This window comes from Blastopirellula sp. SH421, assembly GCF_057808535.1.
This window is the reverse complement of record NZ_CM173712.1, coordinates 4,102,001-4,125,175: the sequence shown is the minus strand read 5'-3', so window position 1 is coordinate 4,125,175 and position 23,175 is coordinate 4,102,001. Positions and strand designations below refer to the sequence as shown.

Genomic DNA, 23,175 nt, shown 5'->3' with positions numbered 1-23,175 from the left:
GCGCACCCTCCTTTAAGGCTTCACCACTAAACGGGAATCACCCGACCAATGCGCACTCCACTTTCGAAACGTATTGACATTGATGTTCAAAACATGGCCTACGCAGCAGAGCTGCTAGACGCCTACCGGGAGGATCCCAACAGCGTTCCGGATGACTGGCGCGAATGGTTTGGGAAGCTGCCGCAGGCCAATGGGGATGCCGACGCATTCACCAGTTTGGCCCCACCGATCACCACTTCTAGCATGTTCAATCCGACCGGTGCTCCGGTTGCAGTCAACGGGGATCACGCTGCCGCCGCGTCAAAGTCAGCAAGTACCGTGACTGCTGGCGCCGACGCGTTGCTGCAATTTGGCGTGGATCGGATGATCACCGCTTTCCGTGCGTATGGTCACTTGCATGCTCGGCTTGACCCGTTGGGTTTGACGACCACGCCGGCGGCGCCGCTGTCGCCCGATCAGTTTGATATCAAAGAGAGCGACCTCGATCGCTCAGTCTATGTGGACCGCGACGGCGAGATAATCACGACGTCGGTCCGTGAGTTGTTCGAGCGGATGCAGCGCGTCTATTGCGGCGACGTCGGCATTCAACTGCAGCATATCGATGACCACGTGGTCCGCCGCTGGTTGATTGAAGAGGTCGAAGGGGACGATCGTGACTCATCCCTTGACCGCGACACGCAGCGACGCATTCTGCAGCGTCTGACCGAAGCGATGGTCTTTGAAGAGTTTGTCCGCAAAAAATACCTCGGCGCCAAAACCTTCTCCTTGGAAGGTTCGGAGACCTTGATTCCGCTGTTGGATCTGGCGATCCATGGTTTCGCCGAACAGGGGATCAGCGAACTGGTCCTCGCGATGCCGCATCGCGGACGTCTGAGCGTACTGGCGAACGTGATTCGGCAACCTCCGCGCGAGATCTTCTCGCAATTTGAGGATGCCGATCCCCATCGCCATATCGGCGGCGGCGACGTGAAGTATCACATGGGCGCCAGCGGCGACTATGTGGCTGCTTCAGGTAAAAAGGTCCACGTCTCGCTCTGCTTCAACCCGAGCCACTTAGAATATGTCGACCCGGTCGCGTTGGGCCGCATGCGCGCCAAACAAGATCGCCGCGGAGATACGGAACGCCAGATGGGCGCGGTCGTGTTGATCCACGGTGACGCCGCGTTCGCTGGCGAAGGGGTGGTTCAAGAAACATTAAACTTGAGCCAACTGCAGGGCTATCGCACCGGCGGCACGCTGCATGTGATCGTGAACAATCAGCTTGGCTTTACGACGCAGCCGCATGACTCTCGTTCGTCGATCTATGCAACCGACGTCGCTCGGATGTTGCAATCGCCGATTTTTCATGTGAACGGCGAAAACCCGGCCGCAGTATCTGCGGTTGTTTCGCTGGCGCTCGAATTCCGTCGGACGCACCAACGTGACGTTGTTATCGATATGTACTGCTTCCGTCGCTGGGGGCATAACGAGACGGACGAACCGAGCTTTACCCAGCCGCTGCTGTACCAAGCGATCGAGCATCATCGTTCGATTCGCGATCGGTTCCTCGACAACTTGGTCGAACTGGGGCAGTTTGAAGTGCAGGAAGCGGACGAGATGCTTACGAAGCATCACGAGTTTCTGCAGACCGAATACGAAATCGGCAAAGAGCTGGCCTTGGCCGATCGTCGTCCGCAGAACGTCTGGGAGGGCTACTTCGGCGGTCCACAGCCAGAAGTCGGCGAAGATGATCCCGATACCGGCGCCCCGATCGAAAAGCTGTCGAAGATCTTGGTCAAGTTGACCGAAATCCCGAAGGGCTTCCATCTTCATCGCAAGCTGACCCGGCAAATGGAAGCACGCCGCGATATGGCCGATGGCAAGCGTCCGCTCGACTGGGCTTCGGCCGAAGCGCTGGCGTTCGCAAGTCTGTCGATGGCCGGCCGCCGTGTTCGCTTGTCGGGACAAGACGCTCAGCGCGGTACGTTTAGCCAACGCCACGGCGTGCTGCATGACGTTGTCACCGGCAAGACGCACAACATCTTCTCGAAGCTGTCCAACGATCAGGCCCCGGTTGATTTGATCAACAGTCCGCTCAGCGAAGTCGGCGTGCTCGGATTCGACTATGGTTACAGCTTGGACTTTCCCGAAGCTTTGGTCGCGTGGGAAGCCCAGTTCGGTGACTTTGGCAACTGCGCCCAGGTGATCGTCGACGAGTTCATCTCTAGCGCAGAAGACAAATGGAACCGGCTGAGCGGTATTGTGATGCTGCTGCCGCACGGCTACGAAGGGCAGGGCCCCGAGCACTCGAGCGGGCGATTGGAACGTTTTCTGGCGATCGGGGCCGAGGACAACATTCAGGTCGCTTACCCGTCAACGCCGGCCCAGTATTTCCACTTGCTGCGTCGTCAGACGTTGCGTCTCTGGCGCAAGCCGTTGGTCATCTTTACGCCGAAGAGTCTGCTGCGGCATCCCTCGGCTGTTTCGACGCTGTCGGAATTGTCTGAAGGCGAGTTTCAGCCGATTCTGCCGGACGAAACTTGCGATCCGGACAAGGTTCGCCGCGTGCTCTTATGCACTGGTAAGCTGTACTACGAATTAGACTCGTATCGCAACGAGCACGAGATTGACGACGTCGCGATCTTGCGGATCGAGATGCTGCACCCGCTGCGTGCCGGCAAATTTACCGACGCATTGAAAGACTACGCCAGCGATTGCCCCGTTACTTGGGTTCAGGAAGAACCGATCAACATGGGCGCCTGGCCGCATTGGGCGACGCGCTTTACGGGGCATCGAATTGATGACCACGAACTGAATGTGGTGGGACGTCCTCGTTCGGCTAGCCCTGCGACCGGCTCCAAGAGCGCTCACCTTTGGGAACAAGCGGATCTCCTCGAGCGAGCTTTCGCCGACTAATCGCGTCAAAAAATCACCTTCCACACCTACTAGCCAATTAGATAATTAAAACAAACCAATGAGCATTGAACTCAAAGTGCCCGAAGCAGGCGAGTCGATCCAAGAGGTTCAAATCGGCCGCTGGCTGAAAAAAGAAGGGGACGCAGTCAACGAAGACGAGTTCCTGGTCGAGCTAGAAACCGACAAGGCTTCGATGGAAATGCCGGCGCCTGCGACCGGCGTCCTGCGTGAGATCTTTAAGCGTGAAGGAGATTTGGTCACCGTCGGCGAAGTGATCGGCATTCTGGACGAAGGCGCCGCCGCACCGGCAGAGAAAGCTGAGAAAGCTGAGAAGCCCGCCGCCAAACCGGCTGCCGCCGAAGTCGAAAAGCCGGCTCCGGCGTCTGCTTCTTCGGGGCGCGGCAAAGCTGCGCGACCGACGATCATCAACTCGTCCGCCAAATCGGCTTCTAGCAAAAACGGCGAATCAGAGGCCAAACCGGCCGCGGCCAAGCCGAAGGCGGAAGAACCGAAAAAGTCGGCCCCAGCACCGGCTCCAGCGAAGACTCAAGAGGTCGCGCCGCGTGCCGAAACGAATCTGACGCCGCAAGCCGGCGAAAAGATCGTGCCGATGCCGCTGATCCGCCGCCGCATTGCCGAGACGCTGAAAAGCGCTCAGCATAACGCCGCGCTGCTGACCACCTTCAATCAGGTCGACATGACCAATGTGATGGCGCTGCGGAAAAAGTATGGTCAGTGGTTCCAGGATCAATGGGGCGTCAAGTTGGGCTTTATGTCGTTCTTCGTCAAAGCGACGATCGACGCTTTGAAGCAACAACCGGCTCTGAATGCCGAGATCCGTGACGGCGACAAAATCGTCTATCGCGACTACTATCACATCGGTGTCGCGATCGGCAGCAAAAAGGGTTTGGTCGTGCCGGTCCTGCGCAACGCCGAGCGTATGCGCTTTGCCGAGATCGAACTGGCGATCGCCGACTTCGCCGCTCGGGCGAACGAAAATCGCCTGACCGCCGCCGAACTCTCTGGCGGAACGTTCACGATCACCAACGGCGGCGTCTACGGCTCGCTGATGTCGACGCCGATCGTCAATCCACCGCAAAGCGGCGTGTTGGGAATGCACACGATCGAAGAACGCCCGGTGGCTCGCGACGGCCAAGTCGTAATTCGCCCGATGATGTACCTGGCGCTAACTTACGATCACTGCATGGTCGATGGCCGCGAAGCAGTCATGACTCTGAAGCGAATCTGCGACGCGATCGAAGAACCAGCCCGGATGCTGCTAGAAGCGTAATCGCGCCAAAAGCAACTCCTGATCGAAGCCACACGGTAGCGGCGCACCAGCGCCGCTACCGTTTTTCATTTCTTGCGTGACACACTGCTTTTGCCTCGCAATTCAGGACCGGACCGAATTGTTTTCTTTCTGGGTAGCCATGTGAGCGTTCTGTAGTTGCGATCTACGATCTGACGGTCTCATGGATCTGCGGGCAAGGGGACTGCCTTTGCAACCCGTGCTGCGAATTTACTAGGGTCCAACCGGTCCGTTCGTTGTGCCCGACAGGTCGCTAGGAGAGCCAAACGCGTCCCTTCTGGATATTGCGATATTTTGCCCGGATCGCACCGGCCACGAATTCGTACGTGTTTTCCAGTGACAATATTTTGGTAGGGAAAGTAGGGTTGACTACAGTTGTAGGTGGATGTAGCCTACAACTGTAGGTGGCCGGGAAATGCTGGCTCTTTGGAAGTATCGCATTATTGGGATGGGGGCATCTGGATCTTCGTATGACAGGAGCAAGTAAGCTTCCGGCGCTTTCCGAAGCGCAGTGGGAGATCATGAATCTAATCTGGGATCGAGAGGTCTGCTCGGTCACGGATGCCTGGAAAATATTGAACGAGCGGCGCGGCGTTTCGCGAAATACGGTGCAAACGCTGATCGTCCGCTTAGAAGAAAAAGGGTGGCTCTCTCACCGCGAAGAGGAGACCGGATTTCTCTATTTACCGACCGTCTCCCGTGAAGAATCACAAAAAACGACGGTGCAGCGTTTCATCAAAACGGTCTTCGAGGGATCGTCCGAAGGACTAATGTTGTCGCTGCTGCAAGGTGGCGCATTGTCGAAGGCGGAAGCGGAACGGATTCGTAACTTCATCAAATCGAGCGGCAAGGAGAAGTCGTAATGGACTGGATCGATTACGTCTTGACCGTGATCGCCCAGGTCACGGTGATCAGTACTTTAGTGCTGCTGCTCGCGGCGCTTCAGAGAAATCGCTCGGCGCGGCGACATGCGTTGGGCGTGCTCGGGTTGTTGCTGATTCTGGGAAGCCCCTTGTTCGCCGCACTATTGCCGCCGATGAAATGGTGGCGTTTGGCTTCTTCGGCCGCTTCGTCACCGATAGCGAACTTGGCGGAATTGCCACGGCAATCGGTCAAGTCGCATGCTCCGCCGATCGAGCCGCCGATGATCTATCCGCCGGCCGCAACCAATCCAGAACCACCCGAGCCGGAGAACCGCGGCGAAGCGCCATCGCCGGATCTCGCCGTCGCGCCGTTGGCCCCAACTGTGACTGGCGTCAAGGTGATGGCCGAAACCAGCAACAGAGCATGGGAACAGCGTTTCGCGCGGCTGTTGGGCTGTATCTGGCTGATTGGATCGATCTTTTCGGCGGCGCTGTGGCTACGACAAATACTCCGCTTGCGGTTGCTAACGCGAACTCTGTCGTCCAGCGAAAACCTGGCGCAACTGAGTGCGCACAACGAACATTTTCCCGCGATCGCCCAGGCGGTCCGCCAGGCAATCGGTATCAAAAAATTGCCGCCGATCTTAGTCTCCGATTTGCCTTTACCGTTTGTCCTGGGCGTATGGCGGCCAAAGATCATCTTGCCGCGTGAATTGCTGTCGCCTGGATCGGAAACGCAATTACGTGACGTATTGATTCACGAAGCGGCGCATGTGGCTCGACATGACGCTTGGATCAGCGTTGCGCAGCGCTGGATGACGACCCTTTGGTGGTGGCATCCCGGCGTTCTCGGTTTAAATCAATCGATTTGTCGCTCGCGCGAAGAGGTCTGCGATAACTTTGTGCTGCGCGGCGGCGATGCTACGCAATATGCCCAAACGTTGGTCGATCTGGCCGAAAAGTGCGCCGATTGGGGACGTGTCGTCCCTACGCTCGGAATCTTAGGATTTCGCTGGACGTTGGAGTCCCGGATACATGGATTGTTGAAACCAGGGAGAGACACAATGACAAAATCCCAACGCCCCATATTGGCGGCGACCGTGCTAATAATGATGGCAATATGTGGGCTGATCGGCGGTGTACAGGCAGAGCCAGCGGCGGAAGCGAATCAAGCGGAAGGCAAAGAGCAAGAGAACGCAGTCGTCGCGAACGCGGAGCCAGGACTGCAAAAGGTAACCGTTCGCGGCCGGTGCATCGACGATCGGAAGAATCCGCTGGCCGATACGCAAGTTTTGATTTTGCGTCGTTCGGCCGACTATCGGTCGCAAGCGGTGGTGGGTGAAACTCGCACCAATGCCGAGGGGAAGTTCGAATTGTTGGAAGTCGAGACGGCCATGCCGGAGCGTGGCGATCTGTACGCAGCGGCGGCGAAGGAAACGTTCGCTTCGGTATGTGTGACCTTGGGCGTACCGACTGATAGACTGGTTGAGAAAGATCTGATGTTGTCGTCGAATCCCGGTACCTTGTCAGGCGTGGTGAAGGATTTCAGCGGCCGACCGATACCCGGCGTCACCGTGTATGCCTCGTCTGCGTGCAGACAACCGTTGCCGGGCATTTTCTGCAGTGTGACCGACTCGGCTGGCCGCTATGAGATCAAGGACCTCAAACGCTGGACTCCGGAAAGCACCAGGACCTTTGACGCGAAAACCGGCACGGGTTGGATGCAAGCCTCTTTCGGCTTTGACCTGAAGCATCCCGACTATCCCGATTCGCGTGCTCAATGTTCGGCGATCCCGGCAGTCGTCGACATCACGCTCTATCCGCCGGCGATTGTCGAGGGACAAGTGGTCGACTCTGTCACCAATCAGCCAGCCGCCGGTGTTCCCATCTTCGCTCAAGGGGTTGCCCGTGACGGAACGTTTGAAACAACGACCGACGCCCAAGGGCGATATCGCTTGCGAATGACGGCCGATCACTACAACATTTGGGCCAGCGCCGACGATCGCATCGCGATCGCGGTGAAAGCAATCGAAGCGATCGCAGGTCGCACCACCTCTGACGCAGATATCCCGCTGGTTCGCGGCGGCTATGTCACGGGAACTGTGTTTGATAAAAGCGGCCAACCGGTTAAGCCCCCAGAGGTTTCTCCGCTGCTGGTCGCGCATTATGGACCTGCCAGACCGCAAACAGGCGCCGCGGTCACCAGCACGCCGGTTCGGCCAGATGGCACGTATCGATTGCGAGTCGCGCCTGGGCGAAACTATGTTTACTGTATGAACGGCGCAACGAATGGTGACTACATTGATGTCAACGACGAACAAGAGGTCGTTTTCGATATTCACTTGGGTGTAGAGCGGACGCGTCATCCGGAAAACGCGGATCAACGTTTGGCGCGGCAGCTGCGCAGTGCAGCGGAACTGCTGCAGCCGGGTCAACTTGGCGGCGCCGTGATATTGCCTGATCCCAGGGGGGCGAGCAAACCCAAGGCTGTTGCTAAGACTCGAAATCGTCCTGACACGCCGATTGGCAAACTGCTGGACGAATTGGAGCAGCAGAATAGTGGGCCTGACCGGTTTGATGACCCTTGGGCGAAAACGCTACAAGCAATCGTCGAACTAGGGCCGGAAGCGACGCCGGAGTTGATTGCGGAGTTGGACGCGACCAGCGATGAACAAATGTTGAGTTGCTTAGGATTTTCAATGCGCGCGATCGATGACAAGCGAGCCGTGCCGGCGCTGATTCGGGCGATCCCCAAGCTGCAGCGCAAAAATAATTACTCGGATATGGGAATCCTCGCCAAAGACGCTGAACTGGCGGTCTTCATGCGTAAGCATGACCTCGACAACGACGATCAAAGAAGTCTATACGGATTCGGTCGTCCCGTTCGAGAGATTTACGGAGCGCTGAATCGTTTGACAGGAGAGGAGTTTAATGAGAAAGAGCTCTACCTATTGTGGAGCCATGGCACTCCGCATCAAGAAGCGTTGATGCAGCAATTGTTTGCCCGCAGCGCACAGCAGTGGGCCGCTTGGTGGGAAGCGAATTGGCAGAAATTCGTCGCTGATGAAAGTTATTCGCATGTCGGATTACCGAATCTAACTCCCCGCAATACAAGCATTCCGATTTTAGATCGCTCGGCGCCGCGCAAATTAGGCATGATTTATGACCACGCCGTCATCGCGCCGTATCAAAATAGAGAGTCAAGAACTAGTTTTCTCGATCTCGATACTGGTCGTCGTGCAGCGCTTCCGGAAAAGTGGATGAAGTCCGGGGAACTCGCATCTCAGGGGGAGGAGATCATCCTATGGGCGGCCAGCGAAGGTTTCGATCTGTTGTGTTTTGAGTACGTCTCGCCGGCCGATGACCAATTACACTACGCGTTCCGACCCATTCAGTTGGATGCGTGGGAATTAGACAAGAAACAGTTGGAGCGAGCAGCTGGAAGCGTCGCATTTTCCGAACTGCAGACCGAAGGAAAGCCGGTGCAAGAATTGTTGCTGCACTTTGATAGCGAGCAAAGTAAGTTTGACCCAGAATCGAAGGCGATATTCGCATTCGTGACTTCGGAAGGGACGCCGGGAGTTCTGTTTGTAGGCATCGAAGTACATGATGATACCCTCAAGCGGGGAGAAGCCTGGCGCGCGGATAACGGTCGCAGGCCCATTTGGTTTTGGAAGGGGCGGCGACTTAGCTGGCAACCGCTCGAGTTGCTAGATTAGTCCCCCTCGTCCATCACCACGCTTGAACAAACAGCCCGCACAACTTCAAGATTCAACTTCCCGTTTTTGGCGGCAAACTGTAACAAGCCGTCACAGGCGGGTGACCTTGCTTGCCAGTGGAAGTTGGCGGATTCGTTTTTCGTTACCAGGATGCCGTCCAAGTTATCGGTAAACAGGCCTTCGACTTCCTGACCGGGCTGATCGCTGCGGATGTTCATGCAGTAGAAATGCCACAGCACCTCTTGGTTGGTCATTGACCAGCGAAAGTCGGCGACATCCTTCTGGTAAATCTCGAACCGCAGTCGTGGCCTGGTAAACTTCTCGTCAGTCGGTGAGAACTCGGCTGCTTGTGCTAGGTTTTGTAGATCCTTACTTGGGATCGTTTGGCGTGCGAAAACCAGGACTTGAAGGTCTGCATTCTCAAACAGAAGGGCGCCTGACTTGTCGAATGCCCGCTCAGACAGCTCACAGGGGAGGGCGATTTTTAAACCGCCTGCGGTGCGGTTGCACCATGTACTGGGAATCGTCGCGAGCGGCATGATTTGGGTCGGAGACTCGTACGCATCCCGCAGGTCCATCCGGTACTCAAGGAATTTCCAAACCAGATGAGAACGGAATCGTAACAAGAGCGCAAAGCAGGGAATCAGTGCGATCAAGATGAACAACACAGTTCGGGGGTATCGGTTGCTGCGCTTGACGTCAGGAGTAATTTGTTCCATCGATATTTTCTACAATCAGCAGGTCGATTGACGCTGCTGGCCCGTAGACAGTGTCGTCTGAATGATTCTCGTTACGCAAGCAAATTGCACTCCAAATTCAGGAAATCATTGCGTGGCTCGGTCTAAATCGCTTGGCTGCGGGTTAGATTTCATTCAATTTGAACAACGATCGCGTCGGCCGCTTTGCGACGTTTTAATGGCGTAGCAAGCCATATTCGGCGGCTTGGATCAAGGCACGGATGTAACCGAAGGCGAAGAAGCGGCCGAGCATCGTATAGCCGGGAGCGCCTTCTTCTTCGCCGGTTAGTTGCGGGACATGATCGGGGCGAATGGGGCCTTGGAAGCCGATCTCGTGATAGGCGTGCATTGCCGCGACCATATCGGTTGGGCCGTTGTCATGAAACGTTTCGGTAAAGTCGTCCGCCGTTCCCCGCGAATCGCGGAAATGAACATAGCGGATCCGATCTCCAAGCTTGCGAATCGTGCTGGGGATATCGACTCCCATCACAGCGAACGTCCCCTGACAAAAACAGATACCGTTGCTGGGGCTGGATGAAAGCTCTAGCAATCGCTCAAAGTCAGGCACGCAATTCATGATCCGCGCATGCTTACCAAAGGTTGTCAGCGGCGGATCATCAGGGTGCATTGCCAGTGCGACGCCAGATTGTTCAGCTATCGGCAGCAGTTCGGCCAAGAAACGCTGAAGATTTTCCCACAGTTGCTCTTTGGTAACTGCAGCGGCGGCCTGAGTGCTGGAGATGGCGTGCAACGAAGCGGCTCGATCCGCGTCGGCCAGGCGAAACGAAGTGGTCCACGCGCCTCCACGTTCATGAACTTGGCTTCCGGTTCTGACCCAATCCGAGGCCGGCATAAAGTTGTAGCAGCAGACGCCGATCTTGGCGCTGCCCAGATTGATCAGCAATTGCTTCATCTGAGCCAAATCGTCGTTCCGTTTGGCTGTGCCGAGAATGGCGTTTTGAATCGGCAACTCTCCTTCGATGGCGGCGATTTGCAAACCAAAACGGCACAATCGTGTCTGAATTGCCAAGAGATCGGACAACTGTGGTCCTGGGAAACGGATTGCGACATGGGTAACGCCCAACTGTGCGACACGCGCCAAATTTTTGTCAGACATCGGAGTGACGACGGACGTTAGCTGCATGATTTGTCTCTTATGAACGGGGATTGTCGCGGCTTGAAGTGCAGTGCCTGGGTGCGATGCAAGCGGCGGCTGCGAAGTGTTGAGCTGCTTTCCCGACGAGTCTCGTTTGCATGCTCAAAGGATTTCAACAGGACTGCAGGGACAAGCAGCGGTTGCGGCAGATATCTAAGTTAAATCAAAGTCGGCTGTCTGCTTTCCCGCGCCTTGTTGAATGTCAACTTGCAAGCTTGTTTCGGTGTTATATTTTTTGGGCAGAGGAGCAGAACGCGTCGGCTGCTGATTGTCGAGTTGTTCTAAACTCGCTTCCGCGTTCTCAGAGGTGACGACGATTTCAACCTTGGCGGCGCCAAGAATGACTCCTCCGCGATGTGTCACCTCGTAGTCGCCGTTACGAATCAGTGCGGCCGAAACGGGGCCTTTGCCAACGGGAATAAAGCGAATCTCGCCTGCTTCAATTGCTTTTCCTTGATAGGTGACGCGCCCGGCAACAATCCGTCGGTCGAACTCTGATTCTTGCGTACATCCGCCCGAGCAGAACGCCCCAAAAACTGCGAGCACTGCCAGACAGAAGAGTGGAAATCGCTGGAGCATTTAGAACATCCTCAGGAGGAGAGCGAAGATAAGTGAGATGGGCAGGAGGGGCCCCACGGGAGCTGTTTTCAGAGATTAACATAAAATGAAGCACAAAATCAACTAAAATTTGTACTCATTAATGACTGAGAGGCCCGCGGGTCCTAGACGCTTAGGAGCTTAATGGCGGTCAGGAAATGCATAATTAACCGACAATTTACGCTCATTGAGGTAAAAGTGAGTTCAAAATTCAAGATGGAACCTGGGCTTTTCTCGAATTTATGATCAATATTAAATGAGTTCAAAAAAAGCTTGTTTCTGTACTCATCATGTAGTAGGTTGAGAAGCATGATCACCGAAAAAAGAATCGACAAGCCTGTTTTGATGAACGCGAGCGGCAAGTGCTATTCGGCGCTACGCAAGATGCTGGTGTGTGGGCAGATCCCGATAGGGAGTCGGCTGGCCGAAGTGGAATGGTCGCAGCGCTTGGGAGCACAGAGAGCCGCATTACGTGAAGCGATGGCGCTGCTGGCGCATGACGGACTGTTAACGCGTCGAGCGACGGGCGGATTTTTTGTGCCGACGTTGGAAGAAATTCGGTACGAAGAGTTAATCGATGCGCGAATCGTCCTAGAGCTAGGCGCGATGGACATTTCCTTTGCTCCAGGAGCCCCGCAGAAAAACTTAGCGCCGCTACACAAGATTTGCGACACGATGGAAGACCTGCATCGCTCTGGTTTGACCATGGGGTTTTGCGAGTCAGATTTTCTCTTTCATCAGAAGTTGCTAGAGCTCTCCAGGAACGAGATTTTGGTCAAGCTATTTTCTCACTCGGCGCAGCATATTTATTTTCTCGCGCCAGAGCCGGACGACGTTCGGATGCAGAAGGAGATCAGCGTGATTCAAGAGCACCGCCAGATCCTAGCCGATCTGAGCGACGGGAATATTCAAGCCGCTTCGGATCTGCTGCGACGGCACATCGCGCGCACGAAGGATCTCTTGCGCAGTGCGATCGGCGGCGATCTGCATGACTAAATCAAGCGGCAGAGAATTTTAAGTACAGATCACTACCTTCTCATTTTTCATTTCTAAATTCAGGGGGGATCGCGATGCTTTGTAAAGATCAATCAAAATCTCGGCGCAACGCTTTTACCTTAGTCGAGTTGTTGGTAGTCATTGCGATTATCGGCGTGCTGATTGCGCTGTTATTGCCGGCTGTTCAGCAGGCTCGTGAGGCCGCGCGACGCTTGTCTTGTTCGGCGAATTTCAAACAGGTGGGGCTGGCGTTGCATAACTATCATGACACGCACCTTTCGTTTCCGTTGGGAAGCGGAATTAGCGGTGGTTGCAGCGGCTTTACGGGAACGCACTTCTTTTCGTGGGGCGTTCACACGTTACCCTTTTTGGAGCAAAACGCACGCTACGATGCGGTAAACTTTAACGTGTCGCAGCCAATTCAAACGCAAGCGAACTATGAGCCGGAGACTGCATTGGGGCCGGTTCCGGTCTATTTGTGCGCTTCGAATCCGCAGTCGGACACGATGGTTAATCCAGCCTTCTCCGCGGCAATCGAGTCGATTCCCCGCTCGGATATGGCCGGCGTTGCGGACTCACGCGACTGGCGTTGTCCCGGGGGAGTCCGACCGCGTTCGGATGGCAACGGAATCTTCTACGCGTTATCCAAAACCAAATTCCGAGACATCACCGACGGTACTTCCAACACCTTGTTCGTCGGAGAAGTCACAGGAGATCCCGCCCAGGCGACCGACAGCAGTTCGACCACCTACAACGCGAACTCCTACGCCGTTTACAACACCTTGGATACGTCCTCCGGAATCAACGGCCCCTTTACGGTTCCCGGCGGCGGAACTTTCGCTTGGCGCCCTCAGGGATTCTCCAGCTTTCATCCCGGCGGCGCCCATTTCGCCCTGGCGGACGGATCGGTACGGTTCTTGCCAGAGACGATCGACCAAACGCTGCTGTCCGGGATAACGACCAGATTTGGCGGCGAAGTCTTGGGAGAATTCTAAGACATCTTGTCTCTGCGACCGTTAAAGGGGCAGCGCATTCAAGCGAAGTAGCTTGTGCACGCCTCGCAACAAAAGATGGAATAGGGATCCTTATGGCTGACACGCCGACCGTATTTATTACCGGAGCCGCAGGCGGAATCGGCGCTGCGACCTCGCTGGAGTTCGCAGCGCGTGGATATGACTGCTATCTGCTAGACATCAACTCCGCGGCGTTGGCCAGCACGGTTCGTTCGATCGAAAAATTGGGGCGCTCGGTTGCAACCGCGATCGGCGACCTCAGCGATCTAGACTTTGCTCAACATGCGGTGCACGATTGTGGAGAAAAGTTTGGACGAATCGACGTCTTGGTGAACAATGCGGCTTGGCGTGATGTGATAACCATGAAGTCGATCTCGCGCGAATCGTGGGAGAAGACGATCCGCATCTGTTTGACCGCGCCGGCGTTTCTTGCCCAAGCGGTCGCCCCGCTTATGGAAGCACGCCGGCAAGGGGTGATCGTCAACGTTTCTAGCATTCAATCAAAATTTGCCGCCGGGGTCAGTCCCGCTTACATCGCTGCCAAAGGTGGTCTCGATGCGTTGACCTACGAATTGGCGACGCTGTACGGCCCCGCTGGAGTCCGCGTGCTGGCGATCAACCTGGGGGCGATCGATACCAGTTTGAACGATCAATATGTCGCGCCCGATGGCGATTCGCTTTCGGCAGAGCTTCGTCAAGCAGTAGAGCAGATGATCCCGCTACAGCGCTATGGAACGCCGGCAGAGGTTGCCCGCAGTATCGCTGTGTTGTCTGGGCCAGACTCCGCCTATATCACCGGAACCTGCATTGAAATCGACGGTGGTTGGTTTCATCAATGCTCTCCCTATTCGTTCAAACGGCGTCAGTTTCCTGAAGACTATTCGACGCTTGTTTAACCGTCTCGGCGGCAGCCGACTTGATAAGGAGCTGCGTGCGAAATCCCTCCCTCCTTAAAAACAACTTTGAAACCTCAAAGCTGCTAGAGAGATTTATCATGAAACTGTTGTTGATAATCGCCGTTGTGATCGGACTTGCAGCATGGAATCCCGGTCTCCCTGCTTCGATCCAAGCGGCGGAAACGATCGAGAACATCCATCTGGTCGTCAAACCAAAGACGCCCCGTGGGTATCGAGCCATTAATGGAGACATAGTTCAGCGGAAAGATGGCACGCTGTTATTTTGCTATACCGAATATGGCGCCGAGGGGGGCATCGTCGCGAAGAGTTCAACCGATCAAGGGCGCACCTGGACCGAGGCGAAGATTTTAGTCCCGCAACCGGCGTCGCCTGATCCCGGCAAATACAAGCACCCTAGTTTTCTGCGTCTGACCAACGGCGATCTGCTGCTGGCTTATAACTATACGACGCACCCGACCAAGCCCTATTATGCGGTGACGCTCTATCGGCGCAGCACCGACGATGGAGCGACATGGGGCGCGCAATTTCCGTTGACGCCCTATTCCGGCTATACGCTGATTCACAACGATAAGCTGCTTACGCTGGAAGATGGCCGGATTATCGCCGTCGCCGCCAACAAAAAGTATCTCCCTAGCTCAAGCGATCATAACGGGTACGTCGGTCTCACCTTCTACTCGGATGATCAGGGGTATAGTTGGTATCCCAGCAAAAACGATGTAGACCTGTACGCGTCGGCCAAAATCGAAGTTCAAGAGGCGGATGCGGTCGAACTGCGCGATGGACGACTGATGATGTTCGCCCGAACCTACAGCGGACATCCCGTCAAAGCCTATTCAAGCGATCGCGGCGAAACGTGGTCGAAAGGCGAAATAATCCCGGCGATAAAAATGCCGTACGCGGGGCTGCCGACCGTCCGGCGGATTCCTTCCACAGGCGACTTGCTGTTTGTCTGGAACGGTGAACGCTCAGCGCTAAAATCCAATCCCGAACTGGCGGTTCGCTCGGCGCTGACGACGGCGATCTCTCAGGATGAAGGCGAGACATTCATTCATCAGCGGAACATCGTGCAAGATCCCGAAAACGATTTTGGTTATCAATGCGTTGAATTTTTGAAGGACGACGTGGCCTTGATCGCTTACCACGCCAACGATGGAGTGCACTTGGCTCGGATCGACGTCGATTGGTTTTACGGCAAATAAAATCCCCACGGCCAGCGATTCCGTTCTCGTTAAGACATACCTGCTGCCAGGCTCACATTTCATTTCCATTGTCAGGGTTCGCATGCAAGCTACGAAGTTCATCACCGCTCTCTGTACTCCGCTTGCCGAAGAAGAGGCGATCGACGTTGCCGGCCTCGAAACGCATATCGAAGATCAACTGGACAACGGTATCGACAGCTTGCTAATCGCCGGCACCATGGGTTTCATGCAAGTGTTGTCGATGGAATCGTACATGCAGTTGGTTGTAGAAAGTGTTCGCATCGGCGGCGACCGGGCCGAACTATTGGTTGGCGTCGGGGATACCGGAGTCTCGACCACTTTGGCGCGAATCCGTGCGGTCGAGAATCTGCCAATCGACGGGCTCGTAATTCTTAGTCCCTATTTTCTGAAGTACACCCAGGCGGAGCTAGTCGACTATTTTACAGATTTGGCCGATGCCAGCAAAAAGCCGCTCTTCCTGTACGATCTTCCGCGCCTGACCGGGACGAAGTTAGAGATCAGCACGGTGCTGACTTTGAGCGAACACCCGAATATTCACGGCATTAAATGTTCGGATAACTTTGCGCTGAGCCGCCCATTGCTAGAGCAGCAATCGGATCAGTTCCGCGTGATCATCGCCCAACCAACAATCTTGGATGTCTTGCTAAAAGCAGGCGTTCGCGAGCATTTGGACGGCGTGTTTGGGTTTGCGCCGCATTGGATTCGTGATCTGCAAACCGCCCTGGGTAAAGAAGATTGGTTTGCTGTTACGCAGATTCAGAATCAATTCAATGATCTGCTTGCGGCGATGCAATCGATGGATGCCTCGATCTTTTCTACGACTTCTGAGTTGCTCAATCTACGCGGAATTTCCGGCAGAATGGCGCCCAAGCCGCTGCGACTGCTTTCGCCAGCCCAACAAGAACAATTTCGCAGCTTTCCGATTGTGCAACAGGCGATCTCTCGCGAAGCCTTTGCTGGATAGCCTACTCGCGGCATCCCAACAGCCAATCGACACGATAAATCGACATGACAATTCTGCCCGCTCCTCATCCATCTATCCTGCTTGGTGAACTGATGAAGTATCGCGAAATTCTTTGCCGTAACGCTTTCCGCAGCGGGGTTAGACTTGCTTGCGTGGGAATATTATTCGTCGCTTCCGCAGTTGAAGGGCGCGAACCATCGGCTGAGAAAGATCCTGAACAACGCAGTCTTGAGGTCTTACAAAGCGGGCTTCAGTCACTGGATCTCGCCACCTCGCTAAGCGCTGCCGAAGGGTTGACCGCGGCTGGGAAGGCAAACGAAGTGATTGCCGCGTTGGAGCCGAGGCTAGAGCAGGTGAAAGAGGGCCGTCAGAAATGCGAGTTGGCCCGCGAATTAGTGCGGGCCGGCCAGCGCTCGTATCTCGCGATTTTGGTGCAGGCATTACAAGACGGCGTTGATATCGAAACGCAGACGACCGCCTGCGAAGCGCTCTTTCAGCTTCACGAAATCGGGGATGGGCGACTATTGCGAACACGCTACGAACAACTGCAAGTTATCAACGCGCAAACTATCTGGGCGGCCGCAGCTTTGGCGCAATGGGGCAATCCTCAAGCGGCGGTCAAACTGCGCGAGGTCGTTATGCATGCCAACTGGCGACATGCTCGATGTGCCGCGTGGGCCCTCGCGAAACTGGGAGATGAGGGAGACGTATCGCTGCTAAAGTTACGGCAAAAAGAGGCGCGCGAGGTACATGATCGAATGGCGTTTGACGCCGCTCTGGCGCTACTGGGAGACAAGGCCGCGCAAAACGCATTGCCCAAGTACCTGCAAGATTCTGATCCGCAGGTGCGTCATGATGCGATTAAACTCCTTGGCGAATCTGGAATGGTCGCCGCCGAGTCTTTACTAGTGGGATTGCTTGATCAACCTGACCAAATCAACTCGATTCTAGCAGCGCAGGCGATCCTGAAGCTTTCGCATCCTGTCGACCCTGCAATCACTGAAGAGGGGGCGAGTTTTACTCATGATGTCTTTCCGGCGACCCCTACGTTTCCGCGAAACAGTGAAGGCTCGGTCATTGCGCTCGAAGATGACGCATTGCTATATGCCGTCACTCAATTTAGCAAGACTTCGGACCATGCCGACGCGCAGATCGTCGCGCGGCGATCGTCTGATGGCGGCCAGACCTGGGGTGAGAAGGAAGTGTTGCAAGGGAATACGGGTGGTCTGAATGTGATGTCTGTTACGCTTCGCTATCTTGCGCCGCCAACAGAGCTGCAGCGCCCCATCGGCATGTTCTTTCTCAATAAAAACTCCTACAGCGACATTCGCGTTACGCTACGCATCTCAAATGACGATTGCCGTACGTTTGGTGAACCGATTCGCGTTTCGCCGCATTTGGGGTATCACATCCTCAACAACGATCGGGTCACGCGTCTATCGACAGGACGGTTAATTGTTCCGCTGGCTTCGACTTCCGATGTGCAGAAGGTCAATCATTTTGTTTGCCAATGCTGCATCTCAGATGATGGTGGAAAGACCTGGCGACTTGGCGAAGAAAGCGTCGACTATCCCAAGCGAGGAGCGATGGAGCCCGAAGTTGTTGAGATCGATGGCAATCAGGTGATGATGATCTTTCGTAATCAGCTAGGGCATATTGCTCAAGCGACCTCGCAAGATGGAGCCGAAACTTGGAGCGAACCGCAATCACTCGGAGTACCGGGACCGGAAGCGCCGGCGACGATTCGGAGAATTCCTTCGACCGGCGATCTGTTGCTGATCTGGAATAACAACGTAGAAAAAGGGCACCATCACGGCGGAGCACGCAATCCGCTGACGCTCGCGATAAGTTCTGATGAAGGGAAGACCTGGCGTCTGCACCGCAATGTCGAAACAGAGAAAGGGCTTGAATACGCCTATACCAGCGTCTTGTTTTGGAAGGGACGCTTGTTGATGACGTACTATGTCGGCGGGGCGGGCAAGATCTCTTCGCGATTTCGCTCGATTCCGATTCATGATCTCTATCGAGAACCGTTAAGTTCTCGATAGTTTGTCCTGCGGTAGACTGCTTGCTAAAGCTCTCCGGTGATAATCGATCACCGTTTGATCTGGCACAGAAAAAGGTATCGCTTATGTGACCGCGTATGTCGGCCCCAATTGCCAAAATTGCAGGGCAGAAGGTGAAGACCGCGGATCTCAAAGGGGGAAACGGCTCAAATCTGTTGGTTTTGGTACACAAGTTGCCCTCAGCCAGCAGATACAATCTGTTTCTTGCTACGAACCTGCAGGAGCCCTCCGCGATGAGTATCGCCGTCGACAATCGCCCCGAAGCATTAATTCCACACTTTCTGGATGTTCGTCAGCGTTCAGAGCGGATTTGTTCGCCGCTGCAGATCGAAGATTTTGTAGTGCAGTCGATGGAGGATGCGAGCCCTCTGAAGTGGCATCTAGCGCATACGACTTGGTTTTTTGAAACGTTTGTGCTGAAGTCTTCCATTCACAATTATGTTTCGCCTTGGCCGCAGTTTGAGTACCTGTTTAATTCGTACTACAACACCGTAGGTCGACCCTTTCCGCGCGCACAGCGCGGGCTATTGTCGCGGCCGACAGTTGATCAGGTGATGCAGTATCGGCAGTATGTAGATGAGCGGTTGGCCGAAATTTCGACTTCCTTGGATCTGGCGCAACTTGCCGTGGTTGAGCTGGGCGTGCAGCATGAGCAGCAGCATCAAGAGTTGATGCTGACCGATCTAAAGCATGCGCTCGCTTGCAATCCGCTTGACCCGGTTTATGTCGAGCAAGCCGAGCTCGGCGAGGCTCGCGCGCCAGAGTTACGCTGGATTTCGTACGAAGGAGGAATCCGCCAAATCGGTTGTGGCGGCACTCAATTTTGTTACGACAACGAGCAGCCGGTTCATCAGGTATTGCTTGAACCGTATGCGCTTGCCTCCCGCTTGGTTACCAGCGGCGAGTATTTGGATTTCATCGACGCCGGGGGTTATGACGATCCGCAGTGGTGGCTGTCGGAAGGTTGGAACTTTGTGCAAAGTGAGCAGCTGGTTGCTCCGCTTTACTGGCGAAAAGCCGGTAAGCAATGGATGCAAATGACCTTGGGTGGTTTAAAGCCGATCGCTTCTGCGCAGCCGGTGCATCACGTCAGTTATTATGAAGCCGATGCGTTTGCTCGTTGGTCAGGACATCGTTTGCCGACAGAGCAAGAGTGGGAGGTAGCTGCCCTGATGACGCTGACGGAGGATGATTCAAATCAAGGCGTTTTTCTTGAACATGAAGAATTTCGCCCGTTGCCGGCGTCCCACGATCGCACTGATCCGATGCAGCAAATGTTCGGCGATGTGTGGGAGTGGACGGCAAGTCCTTACGTCGCCTACCCACGTTATCGGCCCACAGCTGGTGCGCTCGGCGAGTACAACGGCAAGTTCATGTGCAATCAATTTGTGCTGCGAGGAGGATCGTGCGTGACGCCGCAGTCGCACATTCGTGCGACCTATCGCAATTTTTTTGGTCCGGCGAAACGCTGGCAATTTAGCGGAATTCGGTTGGCGAAATCGATATAGAGAGATCGTCACAACCTCGCTGGCGCTTCTTGAAGTTGCGCCATTTGGCAGGAACGTAAGCAATAGAACGCAGATACCACCGGATAAATCACGGAATTACAGGGTAAGAAAGAAAGAGCTACGAGGCGTTAAGCTTTCCCTTCTCGATTGCCGTGAAAGTTTTGCCGAATCGGACAACCTTTCAGTCTCAACGCTTCTTTCTTACCGTGTTTTCCGTCTCTCTTTCTGTGGCATCCGTGTTCCATTCTTCATGAATTGCCAAAAATCGCTACTTCAAAACAGGCGAAGACCCTTTGTCTGAATCACGCCTTAACAACGCGTAGCAGCATGACGGCAAAATATTCTTGCTCATCGGTCCACGTCTGTTCGACGGCAAAACCGGCTGCGGCGGCTAGTTCGGTGAATTGGGGGATCGAATACTTATGGGAGTACTCGGTCAATATTCTTTCACCGGCGGCGAAGTGAAATTGATGTTCGCCGACTGTCACGGTTTGATCAGCCTGACTCTCGAGATAGATTTCGACGCGACTCGCTTCGGGATTGAAGATCGCCACGTGACGGAACCGCGACAGTTCAAAGTTGGCGTCCAGCTCTTGGTTGATGCGGCGAAGTAAATTGAGGTTGAACTCTGCGGTTACCTGTTGGGGATCGTCATAGGCGTTTAGGAGCACTTCTTCGGACTTGGCCAGATCAACTCCGATTAGCAACTCGCCGCCGAGTCGGCAGGTAGTCGCGATCGCTCGCAGCAACTTGACCGCTTGAGATGGCTCAAAATTTCCGATGGTTGAGCCGGGGAAATAAGCGGCGACAAATTCACGAGGAAAACTTTCCGGCAAGCAGATTGGCTGCGTAAAATCTGCAGAAAGCGGAGTGACACTCAAGTGCGAGTATTCTCTTCTTAATCCAACTGCAGTTTCATAAAGATGATCACTGCTGATATCGACCGGGGCATAGACCGCCAGACGATCTAGCTGGTCGAGCAACAACCGCGTTTTCACACTGCTGCCGCTGCCGAGTTCGACCAAGGTTTCGACGTGTGAAAGTTCCGCCGCCATTTCTACTGCGAACCGCTCCATGATCTGTAGCTCGGTTCGCGTGACGTAATACTCGTCCAGTTCGCAAATTTGATCGAATATTTGGGAGCCGCGTTGATCGTAAAAGTATTTACAGGGAAGCGATTTAGTAATGCCGGAGAGGCCCGCTGAAACTTCTTGATAAAAACGTTCCGACGCGACTTCTTGTAGCGGGGCAAGCATGTCCATAAGAGAGAAAATCCTGGGGGGAGCGAGATGGTTTTCTCATCTATTCAGCACATCGTATGCCGAGCTTCGCTACGATCCGAAAAACGGGATTAAACCATTCCGCACAACATCATCCGTGACAGCAAGCAGCAATTGCTGTTCTGGAACCTGAATCGAAATCAAAGTACGGCTTGTCTCAGGGAATGGCTGCGGGCGCGTGGGGCAATATTTTGCGAGTGCGGCAGATCCTGCCCCAAAACCCTCTCTAGAACCGATCCAAGGGGAAATGCAAATGAGATTCAGCCAGATCGTACGTGGGGACCCATTTTAAAAGGCTTTCCACTTCCCCGTGAACTCGATTAGGGAAAGCATTTCTACGTAATATCTAATTGATTGGGGGGAGAAACTAGTTTAGGCTGTAAGTTTGCTGATTTACCATCTCCTGCCCGAAGTTTCTCACCTCTTGCACCTAAATCTCTACGATCCGGAGGATACGCACCTCATGTCTCCAGAGTCCAACCCACAACCCGCCGATCAAACCAGCGACGCTTCAAAGTCGTCCCGGCGCAACTTTATCAAGACTGGTTCGTCCTTGTTGATCGCCGGCGGCGCAATGGCTGGCTCACTGAGCATGGCCCGAGCGGCGCATGTCTTCGGCAGCGACGTCATTAAAATTGGTCTAGTCGGCTGCGGCGGACGCGGCACCGGCGCCGCGACCCAAGCGATGAATACGGAAGGCCCAACCAAGCTGATCGCGATGGGCGACGCATTCCCCGATCGTCTGCAATCTTGTCTGCGCGGCGTCACCTCGCGACATGCGGACAAAGTCGATGTGCCGCAAGAACGTCAATTTGTCGGCTTCGACGCTTACAAGAAGGTGCTGGAACAAGACATCGACTTGGTGATCCTGGCGACCCCACCCGGTTTCCGCCCGCTTCATTTTGAATCGGCTGTAAACGCTGGTAAGCACGTCTTTATGGAGAAACCGGTTGCGACCGATGCTCCCGGCATTCGCCGCGTGTTGGCCGCCAACGAAATCGCCAAACAAAAGAATTTGGCGGTCGCCGTGGGTTTACAACGCCACCATGAGCCGCGCTACATCGAAACAATCAAACGGCTGCATGACGGCGCGATCGGCGAGATCATTTTCGCTCGCGCATATTGGAACAACGACGGCGTGTGGATGAACACCCGCGACTCCAAGCAGACCGAGTTGGAATACCAGATGCGAAACTGGTACTACTTTAACTGGCTTTGCGGAGATCATATCGTCGAGCAGCACATCCACAATTTGGACGTGATCAACTGGTTGATGCAGGGCTATCCGACCATGGCCGAAGGGATGGGCGGGCGTGAAGTTCGCGTGGGCAAAGACAGCGGTCAGATCTTCGATCACCATATGATCGAGTTCACCTATGGTGAAGGAACGAAACTGATGAGCTGCTGCCGTCATATTCCGAAAACGTGGAATAGCGTTTCGGAACATGCCCACGGCACCAAAGGTTACGCCGATCTCAGCGGCGCCAAGATCTTTAAGCCGAACGGCGAAGTTGCTTGGGCTTATGGTAACGGCGGCGGCAACGGTCACCAAGAAGAGCATCATGACCTGTTCGCACAACTCCGTCGGGGCGAAATCCCGAACGAAGCCGAGTTTGGCGCGATGAGCACGATGACCGCGATCTTTGGTCGAATGGCCACCTATTCGGGTCGCAACATCAGCTGGGACGAAGCGTTCAACTCCGACGTGGCCCTGGCCGACTTCGACAAGCTGACCTCGATGGAAAACGAAGCGCCGGTTCAGCAAAATCCCGAAGGGAAGCCGACCCGCGTCGACGGTTCGCCGTATCCGACCCCGATTCCGGGCAAGACGGTCAAAATCTAGGTCGCAAATCGACACCTGATAAAAGACAAAAAGGGGGGCGTTCTCTGGGACGCGCCCCTTTTTTTATAAAGGTCGCCGTAAGAAGTTTCGGT

Annotated in this window: 16 protein-coding genes; 12 read left to right on the top strand and 4 right to left on the bottom strand. The window is 54.8% G+C overall.

Features of this window, described 5'->3' with window-relative positions; all coding sequences use genetic code 11:
- The first annotated feature begins 48 nt into the window (after positions 1-48).
- The 4 genes from SH421x_RS16690 (at position 49) to SH421x_RS16675 (ending at position 8,786) form a co-directional block, all read left to right on the top strand.
- Positions 49-2,895, top strand: coding sequence for a 2-oxoglutarate dehydrogenase E1 component (locus tag SH421x_RS16690; RefSeq protein WP_488850612.1), 2,847 nt, complete (start codon positions 49-51; stop codon positions 2,893-2,895).
- 58 nt (positions 2,896-2,953) lie between these two features.
- On the top strand, positions 2,954-4,186 hold the full coding sequence (gene odhB / locus SH421x_RS16685; RefSeq protein WP_488850610.1) for a 2-oxoglutarate dehydrogenase complex dihydrolipoyllysine-residue succinyltransferase: 1,233 nt from the start codon (positions 2,954-2,956) through the stop codon (positions 4,184-4,186).
- 488 nt (positions 4,187-4,674) lie between these two features.
- Positions 4,675-5,067 carry a BlaI/MecI/CopY family transcriptional regulator gene (locus SH421x_RS16680; protein ID WP_488850608.1) on the top strand — a complete coding sequence of 131 codons (393 nt, stop codon included), beginning with the start codon at positions 4,675-4,677 and terminating at the stop codon, positions 5,065-5,067.
- Positions 5,067-8,786, top strand: coding sequence for a carboxypeptidase regulatory-like domain-containing protein (locus SH421x_RS16675; protein ID WP_488850606.1), 3,720 nt, complete (start codon positions 5,067-5,069; stop codon positions 8,784-8,786). The genes SH421x_RS16680 and SH421x_RS16675 overlap by 1 nt, the downstream gene beginning before the upstream one ends.
- Here SH421x_RS16675 and SH421x_RS16670 read toward each other — a convergent pair.
- The 3 genes from SH421x_RS16670 to SH421x_RS16660 all read right to left on the bottom strand — a co-directional run bounded on the left by SH421x_RS16670 (position 8,783) and on the right by SH421x_RS16660 (position 11,258).
- Positions 8,783-9,505: a hypothetical protein gene (locus tag SH421x_RS16670; RefSeq protein ID WP_488850604.1), complete on the bottom strand. Its 723-nt coding sequence runs from the start codon at positions 9,503-9,505 to the stop codon at positions 8,783-8,785. The genes SH421x_RS16675 and SH421x_RS16670 overlap by 4 nt on opposite strands.
- A 193-nt stretch (positions 9,506-9,698) precedes the next feature.
- A complete protein-coding gene (locus tag SH421x_RS16665) occupies positions 9,699-10,667 on the bottom strand; it encodes a mannonate dehydratase (RefSeq protein WP_488850602.1) in 969 nt (322 codons plus the stop codon).
- A gap of 165 nt (positions 10,668-10,832) precedes the next feature.
- A complete protein-coding gene (locus SH421x_RS16660; RefSeq protein ID WP_488850600.1) occupies positions 10,833-11,258 on the bottom strand; it encodes a hypothetical protein in 426 nt (141 codons plus the stop codon).
- A 327-nt stretch (positions 11,259-11,585) separates the two neighbouring features.
- Here SH421x_RS16660 and SH421x_RS16655 point away from each other — a divergent pair, with 327 nt between their 5' ends.
- The 7 genes from SH421x_RS16655 to egtB all read left to right on the top strand — a co-directional run bounded on the left by SH421x_RS16655 (position 11,586) and on the right by egtB (position 19,960).
- Entirely contained in the window at positions 11,586-12,272 is a 687-nt protein-coding gene (locus SH421x_RS16655; protein ID WP_488850598.1) for a GntR family transcriptional regulator, read from the top strand.
- A gap of 74 nt (positions 12,273-12,346) precedes the next feature.
- Positions 12,347-13,267, top strand: a complete 921-nt coding sequence (locus SH421x_RS16650) for a DUF1559 family PulG-like putative transporter (RefSeq protein ID WP_488850596.1) — start codon at positions 12,347-12,349, stop codon at positions 13,265-13,267.
- Between the two features lie 92 nt (positions 13,268-13,359).
- On the top strand, positions 13,360-14,181 hold the full coding sequence (locus tag SH421x_RS16645; RefSeq protein WP_488850594.1) for an SDR family NAD(P)-dependent oxidoreductase: 822 nt from the start codon (positions 13,360-13,362) through the stop codon (positions 14,179-14,181).
- 98 nt (positions 14,182-14,279) lie between these two features.
- Complete coding sequence (locus SH421x_RS16640; protein ID WP_488850592.1) at positions 14,280-15,401, top strand: sialidase family protein; 1,122 nt, start codon at positions 14,280-14,282, stop codon at positions 15,399-15,401.
- A gap of 82 nt (positions 15,402-15,483) precedes the next feature.
- Positions 15,484-16,386 carry a dihydrodipicolinate synthase family protein gene (locus SH421x_RS16635; protein WP_488850590.1) on the top strand — a complete coding sequence of 301 codons (903 nt, stop codon included), beginning with the start codon at positions 15,484-15,486 and terminating at the stop codon, positions 16,384-16,386.
- Positions 16,387-16,430: 44 nt separating this feature from the next.
- On the top strand, positions 16,431-18,434 hold the full coding sequence (locus SH421x_RS16630; protein WP_488850588.1) for an exo-alpha-sialidase: 2,004 nt from the start codon (positions 16,431-16,433) through the stop codon (positions 18,432-18,434).
- Positions 18,435-18,685: 251 nt separating this feature from the next.
- A complete protein-coding gene (egtB, locus tag SH421x_RS16625) occupies positions 18,686-19,960 on the top strand; it encodes an ergothioneine biosynthesis protein EgtB (RefSeq protein WP_488850586.1) in 1,275 nt (424 codons plus the stop codon).
- 302 nt (positions 19,961-20,262) lie between these two features.
- Here egtB and egtD read toward each other — a convergent pair whose 3' ends face one another.
- Positions 20,263-21,222 carry an L-histidine N(alpha)-methyltransferase gene (egtD, locus tag SH421x_RS16620; protein WP_488850584.1) on the bottom strand — a complete coding sequence of 320 codons (960 nt, stop codon included), beginning with the start codon at positions 21,220-21,222 and terminating at the stop codon, positions 20,263-20,265.
- A gap of 481 nt (positions 21,223-21,703) precedes the next feature.
- Here egtD and SH421x_RS16615 point away from each other — a divergent pair, with 481 nt between their 5' ends.
- The gene (locus tag SH421x_RS16615) at positions 21,704-23,083 is read left to right on the top strand and encodes a Gfo/Idh/MocA family protein (RefSeq protein WP_488850582.1); all 1,380 of its coding nucleotides are present in this window, start codon (positions 21,704-21,706) and stop codon (positions 23,081-23,083) included.
- Positions 23,084-23,175 lie beyond the last annotated feature (92 nt).